Consider the following 16,748-nt stretch of genomic DNA (forward strand, 5'->3'; position numbering starts at 1 on the left):
CTATTGGGCCGGAACAACGCTCACTTGTGCGAGAATGGCAGACTTGAGCTCGTTCACCACGGTGTTCTGCTCTTCCTCACTCATCTGGGGATATAGAGGCAGGATAATGCAGTGATCCTGAGCGGCCTCCGAATGAACCAGCGATGCGTGTCCAGTCCCCTCATAGCAAGCTTCGCGATGCGCGCACATGATTCCGCGGCGGGTGGAAACTCCTGCATCCAGCATGGCCTGCATCGTGGTTCTCTGATCAACGCGATCAGGCAGCCGTATGCAATAGCTTTGGAAGTTGCTGCGCGCCCAGTCTGGTTCGTACGGAGTGCCGATCCCAAGGTTATCCTGGAGTAGTTGGGTGTAGCGGGCCGCCAGGCGCCGGCGGGCTGCAATGATTTCCGGCATTCTCTTCAGCTGTGCGCGTCCCACAGCCGCCTGAATGTCGGTCATGCGATAATTGTAGCCAACTTCAGGATGGCTCTCGAAGATAACTTGGGGTGAGGTATGTCGGACTGTGTCTGGAACGCTCATTCCATGCTGCCGCAATCGTCGGAATCGCGCATCCCAAGCCGGATTGCGGGTCGTGAGCATGCCACCATCACCAGTGCTCATCACTTTCCTGGGATGAAACGAGAAACAGACGATATCGCCAATAGGCTGACCGATTTTCTGCCATTGACGATCAATGTGTATTTCACTGCCTATTGCGCAGGCTGCGTCCTCGACAACAGGAAGACCGTGCCGTCGTGCGATCTCCATGACAGTCTTCATGTCGCACGGCATGCCCATTTGATGGACGCACAAGATCGCTCGCGTGCGAGGGGTTATTGCGGACTCAATCGCGGATGGGTCGATGTTGTAGGTCGCCGGATCAACGTCGACGAATACGGGCGTCGCATTGCAATACCTGATCACATTCGCGGTGGCGATATAAGAATGACTGACCGTGATTACTTCATCTTCCGGCTTGATGCCTATCGCCAGCAGCGCAAGATGGAGGGCAGTAGTGCAATTTGAAACAGCGCAGGCATGCGTGGCGCCGACAAAGTCTGCAAACTCCCGCTCGAAAGCCGCGACTTCCGGACCCTGCGTGATCCATCCGCTGAGAATGACTCGGGCAGCCGCGTCCGCCTCACGGTTGTCCATCACAGGTTTGATGATGGGAATCATTGGATATTGTGCCTGTTCTCGTGCCACCAAGCGACCAAACGCTGCAATCCTTCCTGCAATCCTACAGTTGCCTTGAAACCCAGCATGTCCTCGGCTTTGGCGATATCTGCAAGTCGACGCGAAACTGGATTGACCTTGCGTTCGGGGCCGTATTCCGGTGCAAGGTTGGACCCCATCACGCGAAGCAATGCCGTGGCAAGTTCATTGAGGCTTGTCTCAGTGCCGCTCGCCACATTGAACACCTCGTCGCTGATGTCGGATTGGAGTGCCAGGATATTGGCGCGGGCAATGTCATCAATGTAGACAAAATCCATCGTCGTGCTGCCGTCACCTAAAATTAGTGGCGGTTCGCCTGAAGCGATCCGATCCATCCATCGGATTAAGACTTCGGTGTATTTTCCGTGGAGGTCCATGCGAGGGCCGTACACGTTGAAGTACCGCAGCGCGACATACGGCAGGCCGTACATGTCGTTGAAGGAACGCAGCAGGCCTTCAAGCATCACCTTGCTGGCGCCGTACCAGGTCCGGTTATTGTATGGATGGTGATGTTCTGCCGTCGGGAAAACATCCGCCAGGCCGTAAATCGAGGCGGAGGATGCAGTTACAACTTTTTTGACATTGGCAGCCTGAGCAGCCTCGAGGACGTTGTAGCTGCCGACGCACATCACTTCGAGCGCTTCACGAGGCTCCGCGGCGCAAGCGGTGATGCGCAGCGTGGCCATATGGATCACGGCATCCATGCCCTGTGTCACTTCATTGAGGCGATCGATGTCCCGGATGTCTCCCTGCACGAGTTCGACCCTCGGGTCGCGCAATGCCGCTTCCACGTTCGCGGTCGAACCACGAACGAGATTGTCGAAGATGGTGATCTTGGCAGGGTCGTGATCGCGGAGCAGAAGGTCAATGGTCGTCGACCCAATCAGACCGCATCCGCCGGTCACCAGTATTTTCGAGCCACGGATTTTCATGATCCGTTTGTCCTCTCAGTTAACGAATTGGAACTAATTGCTTTGCTGTATGCAGAACAGCTGCGACGACTTCATCTTGCTGAACCCTGGTGAGTTCGGGATACATCGGCAATGAAAGAACTTCGTCAGCAGCCCTTTCCGAATGAGGGAAATCTCCCCGACGCCACCTTGCGTCCTCATAAGCGGGCTGAAGGTGAACAGGTATCGGGTAGTGAATTCCTGTCTGGACGCCTTTCCCTGTCAGCTCCTGCTGCCATTTTGACCGTTCCGAGCTGCGGATCGCATAGACATGATAAACATGGCGGCTAGCGTCGGACCATTGGGGTGTTTCAATCCCGCTGCCAGCAAAGGCTTGGTCGTAATAGCGGGCCGCGGCCCGACGGGCCTCCGTCCACTTCTCGATATAACGCATCTTCACACGCAGGACAGCGCCCTGGATACCTTCCATGCGGAAGTTATAGCCCTTGAGCACGTGATGATATTTCTGCTCTGCGCCCCAATCCCGCAACATCCTGATCTGTTTTGAGTAGCCAGGATTGTCGGTCGTCACCATGCCGGCTTCGCCATACGCTCCCAGATTTTTACCGGGATAGAAACTAAAGCAGGCCATGTCACCGAGGCTGCCAACGCGACGTTTGTTGTACTCTGCGCCATGCGCTTGGGCCGCGTCTTCAATCACGATCAGTTTGTGTCGCCGCGCAACCTCGACGATTGCATCCATGTCTGCCGGCAGGCCGTACAGATGAACTGGAATCACGGCTCGCGTTCTTGCGGTGATCGCCGCCTCGAGCTTTGTTGGGTCCATCGTGAATGTCTTCGGGTCGATGTCCACGTAAACCGGTGTGGCGCCGGTATAATGGATCGCCGCCGCTGTCGCCACGAACGTGAACGGGACGGTGATGACTTCATCACCCGGACCGATGCCCGCCGCTAGCAGGGCCAGATGCAAGGCGCTGGTACCCGAGTTGACGCCTACGGCATCTCCAGCACCACAGTACGCGGCAAATTCCTTCTCGAGAGCGACAACCTCGCTTCCCAATGTGAACTGACAGCTATCGAGGACGCCTTGAATAGCGACGGCAACCTCGTCCTTTATGCTGGTGTACTGCGCCTTGAGATCGACGAACGGAATCACCGGAAGCTTCCCTTACGCTGGACGTGAACGGTTTCGCCGCGGCCTCGCATTGAACTGGTGGCGGCTTCCACCAGTTCGACGATGCGAAGTCCCATTCTGCCATCGGTCACGGGTGGCTGTGACTTCTCGATGCAGTCGACGAAATGCTCGACTGCGACGCGCAGCGCTTCACCTTCATTGAGCTTTGGCGCCCACATATCACCAGTGCGATAGCCGACCCGCATTTCGTAGATCTTCTTGGGGTCGTCAGTGAAGCTAACCCCCTTGTCGTAAACTTTGATCTTTTCGCTGGGCTCAAGGTCGTCGTACGTGATCATCTTGTTGCTTCCGCCCAGCAAAATTTGCCGGACCTTTACTGGCGCAAGCCAACTTACGTTTATGTGAGCAATAGTCCCACTGTCATAGAACATCGTTATATAGGCCAGGTTCTCCGGCGTTCCCGGGAAGTGATTGATGCCAGCCGCAGACACGGCGTTGGGATGTTCCTTCAACAGATGATCTAGAATCGAGAAGTCATGGACTCCCAAATCTGAAATGACATTAACGTCATGCTGAAACAGACCAAGATTCACCCGGCTACTGTCGTAGTATAGAAGTTTTCCAAGTTCGCCGCTGGCTACAATTTCCTGCATTTTGCGAACCGCACCCGTGTAAACAAAAGTATGATCTACGAAAAGGATCAGGTTGCGCTTTTCCGCCTCGTCCAGGAGCTGACGTGCTTGCAATGACGTTTCTGTCATAGGCTTTTCAAGCCAAAGATGCTTGCCGGCCTTGAGGACGGCCATGCCGAGTTCAAAGTGAGTGTTGACTGGTGTGGCGATAGCTATCGCATCGATCGTAGGATCGCGTATGAGATCCTGAAAGTCGGCTGTAGTCTTGACCGCGGGATAGCGGCGCTGGACGAGCGCGAGCTTTTCGGGATTGGAGTCCACAACAGCGGTGAGCGTGACGCGCGTCACCTCCGCGAGATTTCTAACGAGGTTGGGGCCCCAGTATCCGTAACCGATTACGCCTATGTTGATCACTAGCTTCAAAGCCTTTCATAGCTGAGCTGATTTAAACATCGTTGCGTCGATGGAGTGGCACCATTGACAAGATTTCCAGACAGGAAAGTTGTCGTTCTACGTTAAGAAGCGTTCGCAACGGCAGATTTTGATCCGTGCCTCGTGTCCCCGACGATTTTTGCGGGTACTCCGGCCACGATTGCGAAATCGGGCACATTCTTCGTCACCACAGCACCCGCGCCAACTAATGCAGATTCTCCGACCGTGACGCCTGGCAAAATGGTAACATTCGATCCAATCGAGGCTCGGCGCTTCACTCGGGTGAATTCGAGCTTCCAGTCTTCCTCAGTCATGGGAGAGCCGTCGGGATTGGTCGCCCGTGGCAATCGATCGTTGGTAAACATCACGCCATGGCCAATGAAGACTTCGTCTTCAATAACGACTCCCTCGCAAATAAAGCTATGGGAGGAGATTTTACAACGGGCGCCGATCGCAGCATTTTTCTGGATTTCCACAAAGGACCCTACGCGGCTGTCATCCCCAATGGTGCAACCGTAAAGGTTCACTTGATCTGGATGATAAATCGTGACGTTGGTTCCCAGTTTACTCGTGTCCGATATTGGCATACCATTTTACTTTCTATCCGAAGTGATAGTGCGCGGCCCGGAGCGCATCAAGGCAGGGCAAGTGATAGCATTTATCTCAAGTGGCGGAAGCCCGGCGCCAACTGAAATATCGTTTTCGACCGGTCTAGTTCTTTCGAAGGTTAAGGTCGCGAAGGGAAGATGGCGCTGACTTCGCTTTCGCAAGCGACTGTCGAGGCCTTGTTGGATTAAACGTGACTCGTTAGCGTTAATAGTGGTGAGCGGTACGGTCTCCGGCAACATCGCTGCATTAACCAAGGATTTTGTGTATGACTGCTGGTCGGTTGGCATGGACAGCGAGACTGCGCGAGGTTGCTGTCCTGCGGTCAGCCGGTGGCTGAATGCGCGGGCCGCGGGCGGTCAGGCCAACTCTACCGATGCACTTGATGATATTAAGCTCATTTCGATCGTTGCCCGCTCAGCCCTCGAGTTGTTGTCAATGAATAAGCTATCGGCGAGTCTCCGCAGCATTTCTCCTTCGCTGTGGCAGTACCTGAAGTACAAGCAATATATGTTGTCGAATGACTCTGAGCGCGAGATACATTTCGTTGAGAGATACATCAGTGCAGATCGAGCCGCGGTCGACATCGGTGTTCACCTTGGGTTTTACACGCGGCACTTCACAAGGTTTGCGAAGTCGGTGATTGGATTCGAAGCTAATCCAGCCAGCGCAAAATTTGCTCAAAGTGTTTTTGGAAAATCCGTTCGAATAGAATGGAGCGCGGTCTCGTCCGATGGCGGCTCTGCGACATTGCGAATACCCGTCAGGGTGGGAGACGTTGCGGCATTGGGCACGATCTCCGACGCAAACCGGCTTGAAGGGCATGAATTTACGGAGGTTGTTGTCCCAAAAAAGAGGTTGGACGACTTCGATCTACCTCAGATCGGTTTCATTAAGATCGACGTCGAGGGCCATGAAGAGTCGGTACTCCGCGGCGCCGAGGGGATTCTTGAGAGGGATCGCCCAAACCTCATGATCGAGATTGAGGAGCGGCATAACCCCGGCGCAATCGAGCGTACCGCTGCTTGGTTCGAACGCAGAGGCTACAAGGGACAGTACTTCGATGGCGCTGAAATGCGCTCAATCGATCAATTCCGCCATGCTGAACTGCAGTCGGGAAAATCCGGACTGCCCTACATCAATAATTTCTTTTTCGTGCCCTGAGCTTGCTCGCGATGTTCGAGCGCGACCGTCTCGAATTACAAGCTTGGGCACGCTTGGCCGCTGAACTGAGTGGCTGCTGACACAAGGCTGCACGGAAGCCGGTCGTTCATGCTCATCGCCAAGGCAGTCGGAGCGCGACAAATTCGCGACGGCAGATCGGCTCGTCAAGTCGACCCAAAAAGGGTAGAGCAGGGTGACTGGAGGTCCTTCGAGAAGGAATGGGCATGCCGACCGGCATCGTTAAGGTGTTTCATCGTTCCAGAGGGTATGGCTTCATTCGTCCTGAAACGGGCGGCGAAGACATTTTCGTTCATCGCAGGGCGCTCGAAGCAGCTGGTATCAAGCACCTGCGAAAAGGCCAGAGGGTGAGCTTTGATAAGGCGAATGATCTGGGTAGACCGTTTGCGACTAGTCTGCGCTTGGCAAACAAAGCGGGCTCCAAAGAGGGCAACGGAGTCTCACTCGGTTTTCAGGCCGTGCAAAATACAGATGTGGCTGACGAAAAGCCGGACAAGCCCATTCGAAAGCCGATCATCCGCGCGGCTCTTGAGCAATCGCTGGCGGATGCGGTTCGTGCTGTCGCCCCTGAGTGCCAGGCCTTTATAGGGGTCATTATTGAACGCGTGGTTCCGGAAACGTCGGTCGGTGCAAATTGGGCAGTTAAAGGTGTGAGGTACGGAAGGGCCGATCGAGACCGGTGCGAAGCAGCGTTAGGCATGTCCCTTCATGAAAAGCAACTTGAATACACGCTATCGGATGAGCAAAAGCGAAGTTAGCGGTGCTTAGATATTAATAGGGAAGCAACGAAGTGCTTACTGCCCGTGTATTGGAACGGTATCTCTTTCTTCATCACCTCAAGTCGGGACGCATGCAGGGTCGGGCGGCAGCAACAAGTTCTCGCGGCCCAATCCCTGTTCCCTCGCAATCGCCGTTCCCAGCCACTTTGGGCCCCATGGGGGCGCGACCACGGAAGTTTATATTCGCGCCGGAGGCGCCCGTTTCCGTTCACGACATAGTGACGCCCTATGTTGATCTCCGGGCCACCCATGCTGCGACTAAGTAGCGAGAGGCGCTATTGGCATCCCGCTTGCTTTGATGGATTTGAGCTGGGTAGGGCAATTCAATATGACACGGCGACATATCATTTTAGGTCGAGATCAGGGACATCTTGCAGCAGAACGGGACAGGTGGCTCTCCGAGCACCCCGATTTCGAGCTACTTCGAGAGTATCCAGCAAAAGCCGAACAAAGCCTGCTTGCTCGAATTGGCGGAAAGAGTGTTCCGCAAGTCTCGATCGAACTGGAATATGCCTATCGTCCGCGATTGACTTGATTTCCAGCGATTTAATTCAGCGGTGGAGGCGATAGAAAAAAAAAGTAGCCATCACGACTGCACTCAACACCGCCGCACCCAATAGTGCATTTGTGCGGATGTCTTCGCCCAATAGACCGCCATAGTCGTGAAGGACATAACGAAGCACGGCCGCAACTGAAATTGTGGCCAAGACCACCCATAGCACACTTCGTAGCCGAAAATCTCTCGGATCCGGCATGGAACGTCCCTAAAAAATAAATCATTATCATTCGTTCGGGAGGTTCACAACCCGCTGCAAACCTCGCGAGGCGAGGGAAGCAGGACGCGTTCGCCGTTCTGGGCAAGGCGTAATTCGTCAAATTGTGCAGTGCGGCATGTGCGAAGGCAAGTCGGATCAAAGAGCTTCGTGCCAGCAAATATCGAAATATCTGGCCATCCGAATGACAAAAAGCACGAGATATTAATTGGATATGAGGGTTTAATCTTCAAGAAGCGCTCAATGCTCGCTTCCGTTACGTTGTCGCGTTTGCGATCGTGGCCGTCGCCATCGCTGTTTTGTTGCGACATACCGTCCATGTTTACGGTGGATACTCGCCGGCCGATATTCGCGCTTAAGCGCTGGAGCGCGTTCACCCGCTTCCTCGAAGACGACCGTTCGCCTGCTCTTTGGCATGATGAGCCCCGCCCCGGCGTCCTGATGGGCCCGATAGCGTGACGCACCGAGGTTGATGCCTGCTTTGCTTGCCGAGCGGCGTACTTGCCCGGCTAAAAAAGAAGCCGCCTTGCAGGCGGCTTCGGAATCCAATCGGAGCGCTGATCAGGCCGCGAGCGTTGCGCCGTTGCGACGGCGATAAGCCATAAAGCCTACACCCGCAAAGCCGAGGATCAACATCGCCCAGGTTGAGGGCTCCGGAACGGCGGCTACCACATTGAGCGATACGTTGTCGAAGTATTGCGAGGTAACGCCACCACCGGGTGCGAAAATGCGCGTGGCCTGTAGCTGGATGGTATGCTGGCCCGCCGTAAGGCTGGTAGTGAAATCCAGCGTGTCGCGCAGTGTCGTCGACGTGCCAGGGCCGACGAAGTCAAAGCTATCCAACACGACGCCATCCAGCAGGACACTCATCAATCCGAACGCCGTGAGACCGTTCACGCGGGTAAATCCCGCAATATCGGCCGAGAACGTCGCCAGACCACCCGTCGTCGTGAACATCTGCAAGACGCCACCACCTTCCCCGGGGGCGGAACCATAGATCGGATTGATCTTGCCCGCGTTCAGGAACAACGCGTTCGAGGTGCCGGAACCCGTCACGTTGAAAGAAACGACCGAAGCGTTCTGTGGCTGCGGAGCACCTGGCAAGCTCGGAGTGGCCGCGATGGTTCCGTTCGCGGTAGTGTACGAGGTCCACCCCGTCAGACCCGATTGAAAGTCGCCGTTCGTGATCACCTCGACAGCTTTGGCCGGCACAGCGGACACAAGAAGAACAGCGCAAGACAGTTTAGCGATAGTACCAACCATTTAATTGTGCTCCGTTGAGAACCAGCGCCGAAACACTGAATGTTCCCCGCCAGGCTCGCTCGATGACTGCATCCCAAGGCTGGCCCAGGTGTTTATTTAAAGTTCGCCAGCTCCAAATTATCTAACGTGGTAGTATGACGTGCGAATGATACTCTACTGCGTTGATCGCCATGCCATCTCTCAGGCAAGCAGGTCCTCTGCTCGCGCAGCACGGCCGTCGCGCAAAGGTCTTGTCACTTTGGACTGTCCGCAGTTTTGACCCTTCCTCGCAAGGTTAAGGGCATTCCTGAATGCAGGCGGCAGATTTAAAATTTTCTGGCCGGTATTTTTGGCGCTCGTTCATTGCATTCTGTGGCAGCTGAAGCGCTGCGGTGCCAGCGCAGCCGTCGCTCGATCAGGCGCATGCACGGCCCGTAACCTCGGTGGCCCACTCTCTTTGGCGGCGACTGCCGTCAGGCCGATGGCGGCTTTCCGTCCGCATTGTCGACAACGGGCCCGAGGGCCGATATCGCCGCGGCCTTCAGGCGGATCGGATCGCGCTCGCCGTCGCCAGCCACCTTCAAAATAGTCGCGGCGATCAATCGAAGCTGCTGGTCCGATGCCGGCCCGGGCAAGTAGGCTTCGGCAGCTTCCAGGGCCTTTGACATCAACTCGATCGTTTGCGGACCGAACGAGGGACCGCCAAATTGGGCATGGTCCAACTCCTCGATAATCCGGCGGGCCTTTCCGCCCTGTGCTGCTTTCTCAGACTCGAGACTTGTCGTGCCGTTCTGGGAAGTTTCGGGCTTTGGATCGGACACAGGACTCCCGCCTGGGGGCATAAGCTTTTCAGGCACAAACAGCTCAAGAACAAATTTCAAGGTATCTCGAAATCTCATCTTGCTTCTGTCCGGTCGCCACCTCGGGCTATGCTTGGAAAACCTTTACGCTTGCACGGACGTTGCTATGGCGGAAAATCCGAATCATCCGGTAATCCAGCCTTTCGTTTTTTCAAAAAAATGCAACGTTGTTGATCGGGCAGCGGTTCGATAGGCTTTACAAAACTTGCTTTTCCAACGGTGGTCTGCCGGTCCAGCGAAGCAGTGCAGCGAAGACAGGTACCCAGGAAGACCGCTACCCCAAGGAGACTCGATATGGCACGGGCTTTCAAGGTTCGTTCCGCGGAGCGCGATGCTCAGACCGACAGCGAACGGCTCGGCTCCATTTCGGCCGCCGTCGAGGCCGCCGTCGTGTCGATCCAGAAAGAAAGGGACGCTCTGCGCGCGCGGGTCGATGCGGCGCGCGATCAGGCTGCCTTTGCCACCGGCACTGATTATGATGAATATCTGACGCGCGACGCCAAGGATGCGGCCAGGATCAAGGAATACGAGCAGCAAATGGCAAGCGGCGAAAAACGCATACAGGAGCTCGAGCGTCAGCTTGGCGGTCTGGATGCAATTCAGGAAGTCTTCGGCCGGTATTTCGCCGACAAGGTGCGGTAGGAACCATCAGCCGCGGAAATGGTGGATAATCCGCGTTTAAATCGGGATTATACCGGCTCTGAGTGCCGAACATTGAGCCGGGATCGCAAGTGCAAATAAGCCGGCCGGGTCGTCAGCCCCAGGAAATAGCCTACCTGAACGGTAATGATTGGAAGGGCCACGACGGCCAGGCCGTCCAGCAATCCCTGGCCGTTGGCCCAGGCCGAGACAAGGTACGCGCCGACGCCCAGCACTGAAAGCGGGAGCAACGCCAAAATATTAAAATGGAGGCCCACATAGATGCCGGCACCGCAGGCGAGGATGGGCAGCATGCGTCAGCTCGCTCCATAATACGGTTAAAAGCGCAATCAAACTGATTAAATATTGCGTCGCACTCCGGCCGAGTGTATGGTCACCGGTATTAACGAAGAGTTACTTAGGCCTTTGAAGGTCTGTCGGATTTATGGCTCTCTGGGCCAATAATCAGACAGTTCGTATCAGCGATACTGCGCGGGCATTTTTCTTATGTCGATCGGAGCGGATATTGGCAACAAGGTAGGCCAACTCGACCAATCCGCTGGCGGTTCTCCCGCTCGTTTCTCCAGCAACGCAGTCCCCTATCTCCTATCGACCGCAGATGCCTTCGTGATCCTGCTGTCCAGTGTGGCGGGGGGAATCGGATATCAGCTATCCATTGGCGCTGCCATGCACAACATTCTCCCGCATTGCGCGGTCGGCTTGTTGGCAAGCTTCATTCACATCCTGCGGATGAGCGGCAGCGGTTATTACGATTTTCCCGACAGCGCCAAACCGCGCGTCGAGATCGGCGAAATACTGATCTGCTGGTTTACGACAGGGTTGCTGCTCGCCTTCTTCGCGTTTCTGCTCAAGATCGGCGTCGATTATTCGCGCGGCGCCTTTGTGATGTTTTATTTTGTTGCGCCGGTGGGACTGCTCGCCGTCAGGAAGGGTACCAAAGTGGCCCTGGCGACTGCCGTTTCGCGCGGCGTGATCGGCCGGCGGGACATCGTGCTGATCGGCGATTTCCACGAGATCGCCGCGCTCGAGCCCCGGGATCTCCTGGTCTTCTTCGGCACTTCCGAAGTCAGCCGCTTCACGCTCAGTTCGGAAGACGATCCCGTGAAGCGCGACTCGACCGACGTCAGCGTCATCAACTCAGCGGCAAACTTTGTCAGGCGGAACAATTGCCGGGAAGTCTTGCTTGCGATGCCGTGGGAAGATGCGCCCCGGCTGGAGTTCATCCGCGAGCACGTCAAGACGCTGCCGGTAGCGGTGCGGCTTTTGCCAGACATGCGGGTCCGGACGTTGTCGAATTATGCGTCATCGGCGCGTCAGCGCGTTCTCGCCATCGAAATTCAACGTGCGCCTCTCAGTGCTGCGGAACGCTTCGTCAAGCGCGTGATGGACGTTGTCATTGCGGCCCTGGCGCTGGTGTTCTTTCTGCCGATCATGGCGCTCACGGCTATCGCCATCAAGCTTGACAGTCCCGGGCCGGTTATTTTCCGGCAGTTCCGCAAGGGATTTAATGGCAAGCAGTTCATGATGTTCAAATTCCGCACCATGACCGTGCAGGAAAACGGGCCCGCCGTGGTGCAGGCGACGCGCGACGATCCGCGGGTCACGTCCATCGGCCGTCTGTTGCGATCGGCAAGCATCGATGAATTGCCGCAGTTGCTGAATGTTTTCAGGGGAGATATGTCGCTGATCGGTCCGCGCCCGCATGCGCTGGCCCACGACAATTATTTCGAGACGGTGTTGAGCGAGTATGCGTTCCGGCATCACGTCAAGCCCGGCATGACCGGTTGGGCGCAATGCAACGGCGCGCGCGGCGGCACACCCACGATTGAGCACATCTCCGAACGCGTAAAACTTGATCTCTGGTACATCAACAACTGGAGCCTGTGGTTGGACATCCAGATATTGATCAAGACCTTTTTCGAGGTTCTGCGTAAGCGCAACGCTTACTGATCCAGCTGTGGACGTTGCGGCGCTCGTGATCTGCCGGCTGTCGGCTTCTCTCAACCCGTGGGTGTGGGGAACCTTGCCATCGGCGGTGTAGTGACACTTGTTGGTTCGCGCAGTCTCGAGCAGGCCGCCCGGAAGGGTTCGAAGCTGATCGAAATTTGATCGATATTTGAACCACTTAGCTTCGATGCTATGCAGACCCCGGGTTTTTGCGGAGATTTGTTGCCAAATCTACAATTTTGCTGGAAAGGGCCGCCGCTGGACTTATAGTTTGTTACGAATCGTGATGGTCACAGGCGGGATGAACAAGAAGCCAAATTTCGACGGAATGTCAGTAGACGAGTTATGGCAGCTCCATGAGGAGCTCAGTCAGGTCTTGTCGGTTCGATTGACGTCGGAAAAGCGTGAGCTTGAGAAGCGGTTGGCGCAACTTCGGCGTGAGAAAGAGATGCGCCAATCGGAGACCGCGGAAGCCCGAAGTGCGCCGCGTGAGCGCCGGAAGTACCCGCGCGTATTCCCGAAATATCGAAACCCCGAGGAGCCTTCCGAAACCTGGTCGGGTCGTGGCAAGCAGCCGCGTTGGCTCACGGCCGCGCTAAAGACCGGTCACAAGATCGAGGAGTTCGTGATTGGCAAGCAGGAAGCCAGCGAAAGTACCCGCCGCCGCCGCGCATAGGGTCTTGGCAGCCGCGACGGCGGTGTAACCGGAGGTTCTCCATGAGGCTCGCGCTCAGTGCAGCATTGTCCCTGCTGCTGATCGGAACCGCCGCTGCAGGCCAAAACAACGTGTCGATCGGCAAATTGCGCCTGGCCGATGCCGCTACCGATGCCTGTTTTGCCAACTGCGCCAGCCAGAACGATGCTTGCAAGCGCGTGTGTCCCACCACGCTCGGCGCTCCCTGCCAGAGCGCATGCGACAGCCAGGCCCAAACCTGCAGGCAAAGCTGTCAGACCAGATAGCGGTTTGCGGTCGCGACGCCCATCGCTTGGACGGATGCGACCTCCATAGTTACTTTGCGGCCTGCCGATAAAATTCAGCTTCTGAGTCCCAGGCCGATGGCTCGCTCCAGCCCAATTCCGCCCCGTCAATTCGGTCGGTGTTGATCCGGACCATCGGTTCGGTGAAGTCCTCCTGCTGCAGCAACGTGACGGGGCAGGCAACGCCAACGCGGGATGACATTTCAACGGCGAAGCGTTGAGCAAAGGCGCCCTGGCTCTCGACATAGAAGCTCGGATTGAGCTTCGTTACGCCGCGCTGCGAAGGCACTCGCTCGGCAAAAGTTGCATAGGCTGCGGCCAAGAGATCAACATGAATGTTGTCCCGCACGTAGAGCGGTGTCCGTACCGCCGGAACTTCACCCTTGAACCAGGAACGTATCAGATAGTTGCAAAACCGCGGCTCCTCGAATGGTCCAATAGGATTCGCGATCACGAACTTCCCGAGATTGAAATGCAGGGTCTCGCTCAGGAAACGATAATATTGCCAGGCGAGGCCTTTCGACAGTCCGTAGGGTGAAAAAGCCCTGAGCGGCGCATCGCCTGCGCCTTCGTCCTGCTCGAATACCGAGCCGGTGAGCACGACGCCCTTCAGGCCGCGGTCCATCATCTTCTTCAGGACGGCGACAAGATTCTTCGTATTGTCGGCGACGGCGCCAATGACGTCGAAGTCCGGATTGCGGTAATCGCCGGTTTGGGCCGCATGCTGGCACAGCAGATCCCAAGAGCCCGTGCCGGCGAGATCGAGAAAGCGAGCCGAGCCGAACGGGCAGTCCTCGACGACTTCAGCAACACGGCGAAGCTCGGCCACGCGGCTGCCGCGCAAGCCCGAATAATCGCTGCCCCTGAGGGGGGCAACGACGGTATGGCCTCTCGCGGCGAGGCCGCGCGCAAACCACAGACCGGTAAACGAACTGCCTCCGGTCAGAAGGATTCTCACGTCAGGCCCCGCAGGGATTCGATGCCATGGAAGACAGGATCGAAGTCCGGCCAACTGCTGTCCTTGGGCGAAACTTCGACGGGCTGTCGCGGCCACTCGATGCCAAATCGCGGATCGTCGAAGCGCAAGCCGCGCTCCTGCTCGGGGGCGTAGAACGCATTCACCAGATAGAACGCTTCGGTATCGTCGGTGAGCGTCATGATGCCGTGCGCAAAACCCTGCGGAACGAAAATCATCGTTCGGTTTTCTGCGGTGAGTTCAACGCCGAACCATTTGCCGAAGGTCGGGGAGTCCGGTCGCAGATCGACGATGGCGTCATAAAGGGCGCCGCGGATGCAGCGCACCACCTTGATTTCTGCGGCGGGCACCAATTGATAATGCATCCCGCGCAGGGTGCCGGCTTTTGCACTCAGGGAATTGTTGATCTGAACGATCGACATCGGCACACCGGCCGCCTCGAACTCCTTCTGACAGAAGAAGCGTGCGAAAAACCCCCGGTCATCGCCGCGCTTTTCGAGTTCGATGGTGTAGGCGCCATGAAGCGGCGTAGGATGAAACTTCACGATGTAAGCCCTTCAACGATTATTGCCAGCGGAGGTCGGCAGACAGGCGACCCACCGCAATGTGGTCCTTGAGCGTCTTCAATCGCATCAGCGAGGATGTACGAAATTCCTTGTCCGAGAATCCCATTCCGTTCAGCCCGGCTGAGAGGTTTCGGACGGACTGGACGAGCGGGACCGCAGGGAGATGCGCAGGCGCCAATTCGGCAAAAAGCGAGAAATCAACCTGATAAGAGCGCAGGTCCGGCGGCGCCGCCGTATTGATGCTGACCCGGGTTCCCGGCAGTTCAGCGGCCACAACCTCAGCCAGATCGCGGACCTGATAATTTCCCGTGTTGCTGCCGGCATTCACCACAAGAACCCGTCCGCCACGGTCGGCATCACGTCCGATGGCCCATTCAACGGCCCGCGCCATATCGGCCACGTCGATCAGCGGTCGCCACGGCGTTCCGTCGCTGAGCACGGTGATTTCGCCTGTGGCCAGCGCGCTCGCGACAAAGTCGTTCAAGACCAGGTCGAGCCGCAGGCGATCCGACATGCCGCAAGCCGTCGCAAATCTCAGGCAAGTGACCGTCATTTCGCCCGCGTTGCTGGCGCGAAGCGCGTTTTCCATCGCGACTTTGGACCGGGCATAGGCGGTGAGGGGATTGAGCGAATCGCTTTCGCGCTTGGGGCGACCTTCCGCGGCGCCGTAAATGCTGCAACTCGAAGCGAATACGAAGCGGCCGACACCGCGCTGCTCCGCCATCTGCGCAAGTGCAACGCTGGCCTTTTCGTTGATCGCTTCGGTGACGCCTTCGAATTCCTTGCCCATCGGGTCGTTGGAGATCGCCGCGAGATGGACGACGACATCGACGCCATCGAGCAGTTCCGGCGGAAAGTTTCTGATATCGCCGAAATGCGCGCGATCCAGCAGCGACTCGGGCAATTTGGTCGCGCCAGTAAGATTGTGGGCAAAGAATGCGGTATCGAAGCCGATCAATTCGGCGTCTGGAAATTTCTGCCGGAGGTGACGCGTAAGAATCGGGCCGACATAGCCCATCGAACCGGTAATAAGGATACGCATGGAATCTTTCTTCTTTACCATTTTTTCCAGGGAGCCTTATTGCTTGACCAAAGATCTTCCAAATATCGCTTGTCCCGCAACGTATCCATCGGGTGCCAGAATCCGTCGTGGAGGAACACGCTGAGCTGGCCATCATTCGCCAGATTCGTCATCGGTTCTTTTTCCCAGACGGTCGCATCGCCTTCGATGTAGTCGCCGACCTTGGGTGAAAGCACGAAGAAGCCGCCATTGATCCAGTTGCCGTCGCCGCGCGGCTTTTCCTGAAAGCCGGTGACGCGGCTGCCCTGATGGTTGATGGCGCCGAAGCGGCCGGGCGGCTGCGTGCCGGTCACGGTCGCCAGGCGGCCCTCGCGGCGATGGAAGGCGATGCTTTCGGTGATGTCGATATCGGCCACGCCGTCGCCATAGGTCAGGCAGAAGGCGTCGTCATCGCCGATATAGGGGAGGATTCGCTTGATGCGCCCGCCGATCATGGTCTCTTCGCCGGTGTCGATCAGCGTCACCCGCCACGGCTCGGCGTGCTTCTGCAGAACCTCCATCCTGTTTTCGCGAAGGTCGAAAGTGACGTTCGATTGATGCAGGAAGTAGTTGGAAAAATATTCCTTGATCACGTAGCCCTTGTAGCCAAGGCAGATGATGAAGTCGTTGATGCCGTGGCTAGAGTAGATCTTCATGATGTGCCACAGGATGGGCTTGCCGCCGATCTCGATCATCGGTTTGGGACGAACATCGGTTTCCTCGGCAAACCGGGTTCCCAGGCCACCCGCCAGCAATACTGCGCGCATTAACTTGCCACTCAATACGTTGAGATTAATAGGTTTACCGGTAAT

Annotated in this window: 19 protein-coding genes; 6 read left to right on the forward strand and 13 right to left on the reverse strand. The window is 56.6% G+C overall.

Features of this window, described 5'->3' with window-relative positions; translation table 11 throughout:
* The 5 genes from V1288_RS20050 to V1288_RS20070 all read right to left on the reverse strand — a co-directional run bounded on the left by V1288_RS20050 (position 1) and on the right by V1288_RS20070 (position 4,894).
* A complete protein-coding gene (locus tag V1288_RS20050; RefSeq protein WP_334358679.1) occupies positions 1-1,161 on the reverse strand; it encodes a DegT/DnrJ/EryC1/StrS family aminotransferase in 1,161 nt (386 codons plus the stop codon).
* Positions 1,158-2,123 (reverse strand): NAD-dependent epimerase/dehydratase family protein, encoded by a 966-nt coding sequence (locus tag V1288_RS20055; protein WP_334361354.1) that lies wholly within the window; start codon positions 2,121-2,123, stop codon positions 1,158-1,160. The genes V1288_RS20050 and V1288_RS20055 overlap by 4 nt, the downstream gene beginning before the upstream one ends.
* Before the next feature lie 25 nt (positions 2,124-2,148).
* Positions 2,149-3,264 (reverse strand): DegT/DnrJ/EryC1/StrS family aminotransferase, encoded by a 1,116-nt coding sequence (locus V1288_RS20060; protein WP_334358680.1) that lies wholly within the window; start codon positions 3,262-3,264, stop codon positions 2,149-2,151.
* Positions 3,261-4,289, reverse strand: a complete 1,029-nt coding sequence (locus tag V1288_RS20065; RefSeq protein WP_334361355.1) for a Gfo/Idh/MocA family protein — start codon at positions 4,287-4,289, stop codon at positions 3,261-3,263. The genes V1288_RS20060 and V1288_RS20065 overlap by 4 nt, the downstream gene beginning before the upstream one ends.
* 101 nt (positions 4,290-4,390) lie before the next feature.
* On the reverse strand, positions 4,391-4,894 hold the full coding sequence (locus tag V1288_RS20070; protein WP_334358681.1) for an acyltransferase: 504 nt from the start codon (positions 4,892-4,894) through the stop codon (positions 4,391-4,393).
* 235 nt (positions 4,895-5,129) lie between these two features.
* Here V1288_RS20070 and V1288_RS20075 point away from each other — a divergent pair, with 235 nt between their 5' ends.
* Together V1288_RS20075 and V1288_RS20080 are read left to right on the forward strand one after the other, a co-directional pair.
* Positions 5,130-6,077, forward strand: a complete 948-nt coding sequence (locus V1288_RS20075; protein ID WP_334358682.1) for an FkbM family methyltransferase — start codon at positions 5,130-5,132, stop codon at positions 6,075-6,077.
* Positions 6,078-6,295: 218 nt separating this feature from the next.
* Positions 6,296-6,853 carry a cold-shock protein gene (locus V1288_RS20080; RefSeq protein WP_334358683.1) on the forward strand — a complete coding sequence of 186 codons (558 nt, stop codon included), beginning with the start codon at positions 6,296-6,298 and terminating at the stop codon, positions 6,851-6,853.
* An 820-nt stretch (positions 6,854-7,673) separates the two neighbouring features.
* On the opposite strand, the gene V1288_RS20085 is transcribed toward V1288_RS20080, so the two are convergent.
* The 3 genes from V1288_RS20085 to V1288_RS20095 form a co-directional block, all read right to left on the reverse strand.
* Positions 7,674-8,024, reverse strand: a complete 351-nt coding sequence (locus V1288_RS20085) for a hypothetical protein (protein ID WP_334358684.1) — start codon at positions 8,022-8,024, stop codon at positions 7,674-7,676.
* A gap of 184 nt (positions 8,025-8,208) precedes the next feature.
* On the reverse strand, positions 8,209-8,910 hold the full coding sequence (locus tag V1288_RS20090; RefSeq protein WP_334358685.1) for a PEPxxWA-CTERM sorting domain-containing protein: 702 nt from the start codon (positions 8,908-8,910) through the stop codon (positions 8,209-8,211).
* Between the two features lie 452 nt (positions 8,911-9,362).
* Positions 9,363-9,770 (reverse strand): hypothetical protein, encoded by a 408-nt coding sequence (locus V1288_RS20095; RefSeq protein WP_334358686.1) that lies wholly within the window; start codon positions 9,768-9,770, stop codon positions 9,363-9,365.
* 273 nt (positions 9,771-10,043) lie between these two features.
* Here V1288_RS20095 and V1288_RS20100 point away from each other — a divergent pair, with 273 nt between their 5' ends.
* Positions 10,044-10,391: a hypothetical protein gene (locus tag V1288_RS20100; RefSeq protein WP_334358687.1), complete on the forward strand. Its 348-nt coding sequence runs from the start codon at positions 10,044-10,046 to the stop codon at positions 10,389-10,391.
* Between the two features lie 47 nt (positions 10,392-10,438).
* Here the strand turns inward: V1288_RS20100 and V1288_RS20105 are convergent, their stop codons facing one another.
* On the reverse strand, positions 10,439-10,702 hold the full coding sequence (locus V1288_RS20105) for a hypothetical protein (RefSeq protein ID WP_334358688.1): 264 nt from the start codon (positions 10,700-10,702) through the stop codon (positions 10,439-10,441).
* A 193-nt stretch (positions 10,703-10,895) separates the two neighbouring features.
* Here V1288_RS20105 and V1288_RS20110 point away from each other — a divergent pair, with 193 nt between their 5' ends.
* The 3 genes from V1288_RS20110 to V1288_RS20120 all read left to right on the forward strand — a co-directional run bounded on the left by V1288_RS20110 (position 10,896) and on the right by V1288_RS20120 (position 13,316).
* Positions 10,896-12,359 carry an undecaprenyl-phosphate glucose phosphotransferase gene (locus V1288_RS20110; RefSeq protein ID WP_334358689.1) on the forward strand — a complete coding sequence of 488 codons (1,464 nt, stop codon included), beginning with the start codon at positions 10,896-10,898 and terminating at the stop codon, positions 12,357-12,359.
* 298 nt (positions 12,360-12,657) lie between these two features.
* On the forward strand, positions 12,658-13,032 hold the full coding sequence (locus V1288_RS20115; protein WP_334358690.1) for an H-NS histone family protein: 375 nt from the start codon (positions 12,658-12,660) through the stop codon (positions 13,030-13,032).
* Between the two features lie 41 nt (positions 13,033-13,073).
* Positions 13,074-13,316, forward strand: a complete 243-nt coding sequence (locus V1288_RS20120; RefSeq protein WP_334358691.1) for a hypothetical protein — start codon at positions 13,074-13,076, stop codon at positions 13,314-13,316.
* A gap of 49 nt (positions 13,317-13,365) precedes the next feature.
* Here V1288_RS20120 and V1288_RS20125 read toward each other — a convergent pair whose 3' ends face one another.
* The 4 genes from V1288_RS20125 to rfbF are packed head-to-tail and all read right to left on the reverse strand — an operon-like array spanning position 13,366 to position 16,703.
* Positions 13,366-14,292 (reverse strand): NAD-dependent epimerase/dehydratase family protein, encoded by a 927-nt coding sequence (locus tag V1288_RS20125; RefSeq protein WP_334358692.1) that lies wholly within the window; start codon positions 14,290-14,292, stop codon positions 13,366-13,368.
* The gene (gene rfbC, locus V1288_RS20130) at positions 14,289-14,855 is read right to left on the reverse strand and encodes a dTDP-4-dehydrorhamnose 3,5-epimerase (RefSeq protein WP_334358693.1); all 567 of its coding nucleotides are present in this window, start codon (positions 14,853-14,855) and stop codon (positions 14,289-14,291) included. The genes V1288_RS20125 and rfbC overlap by 4 nt, the downstream gene beginning before the upstream one ends.
* Before the next feature lie 19 nt (positions 14,856-14,874).
* Positions 14,875-15,918, reverse strand: a complete 1,044-nt coding sequence (locus tag V1288_RS20135) for an NAD-dependent epimerase/dehydratase family protein (RefSeq protein ID WP_334358694.1) — start codon at positions 15,916-15,918, stop codon at positions 14,875-14,877.
* A gap of 14 nt (positions 15,919-15,932) precedes the next feature.
* Positions 15,933-16,703 (reverse strand): glucose-1-phosphate cytidylyltransferase, encoded by a 771-nt coding sequence (gene rfbF / locus V1288_RS20140; protein WP_334361356.1) that lies wholly within the window; start codon positions 16,701-16,703, stop codon positions 15,933-15,935.
* Between the last annotated feature and the right edge of the window lie 45 nt (positions 16,704-16,748).

Source organism: Bradyrhizobium sp. AZCC 2176, assembly GCF_036924645.1.
In the GTDB taxonomy this organism is placed as follows: domain Bacteria; phylum Pseudomonadota; class Alphaproteobacteria; order Rhizobiales; family Xanthobacteraceae; genus Bradyrhizobium.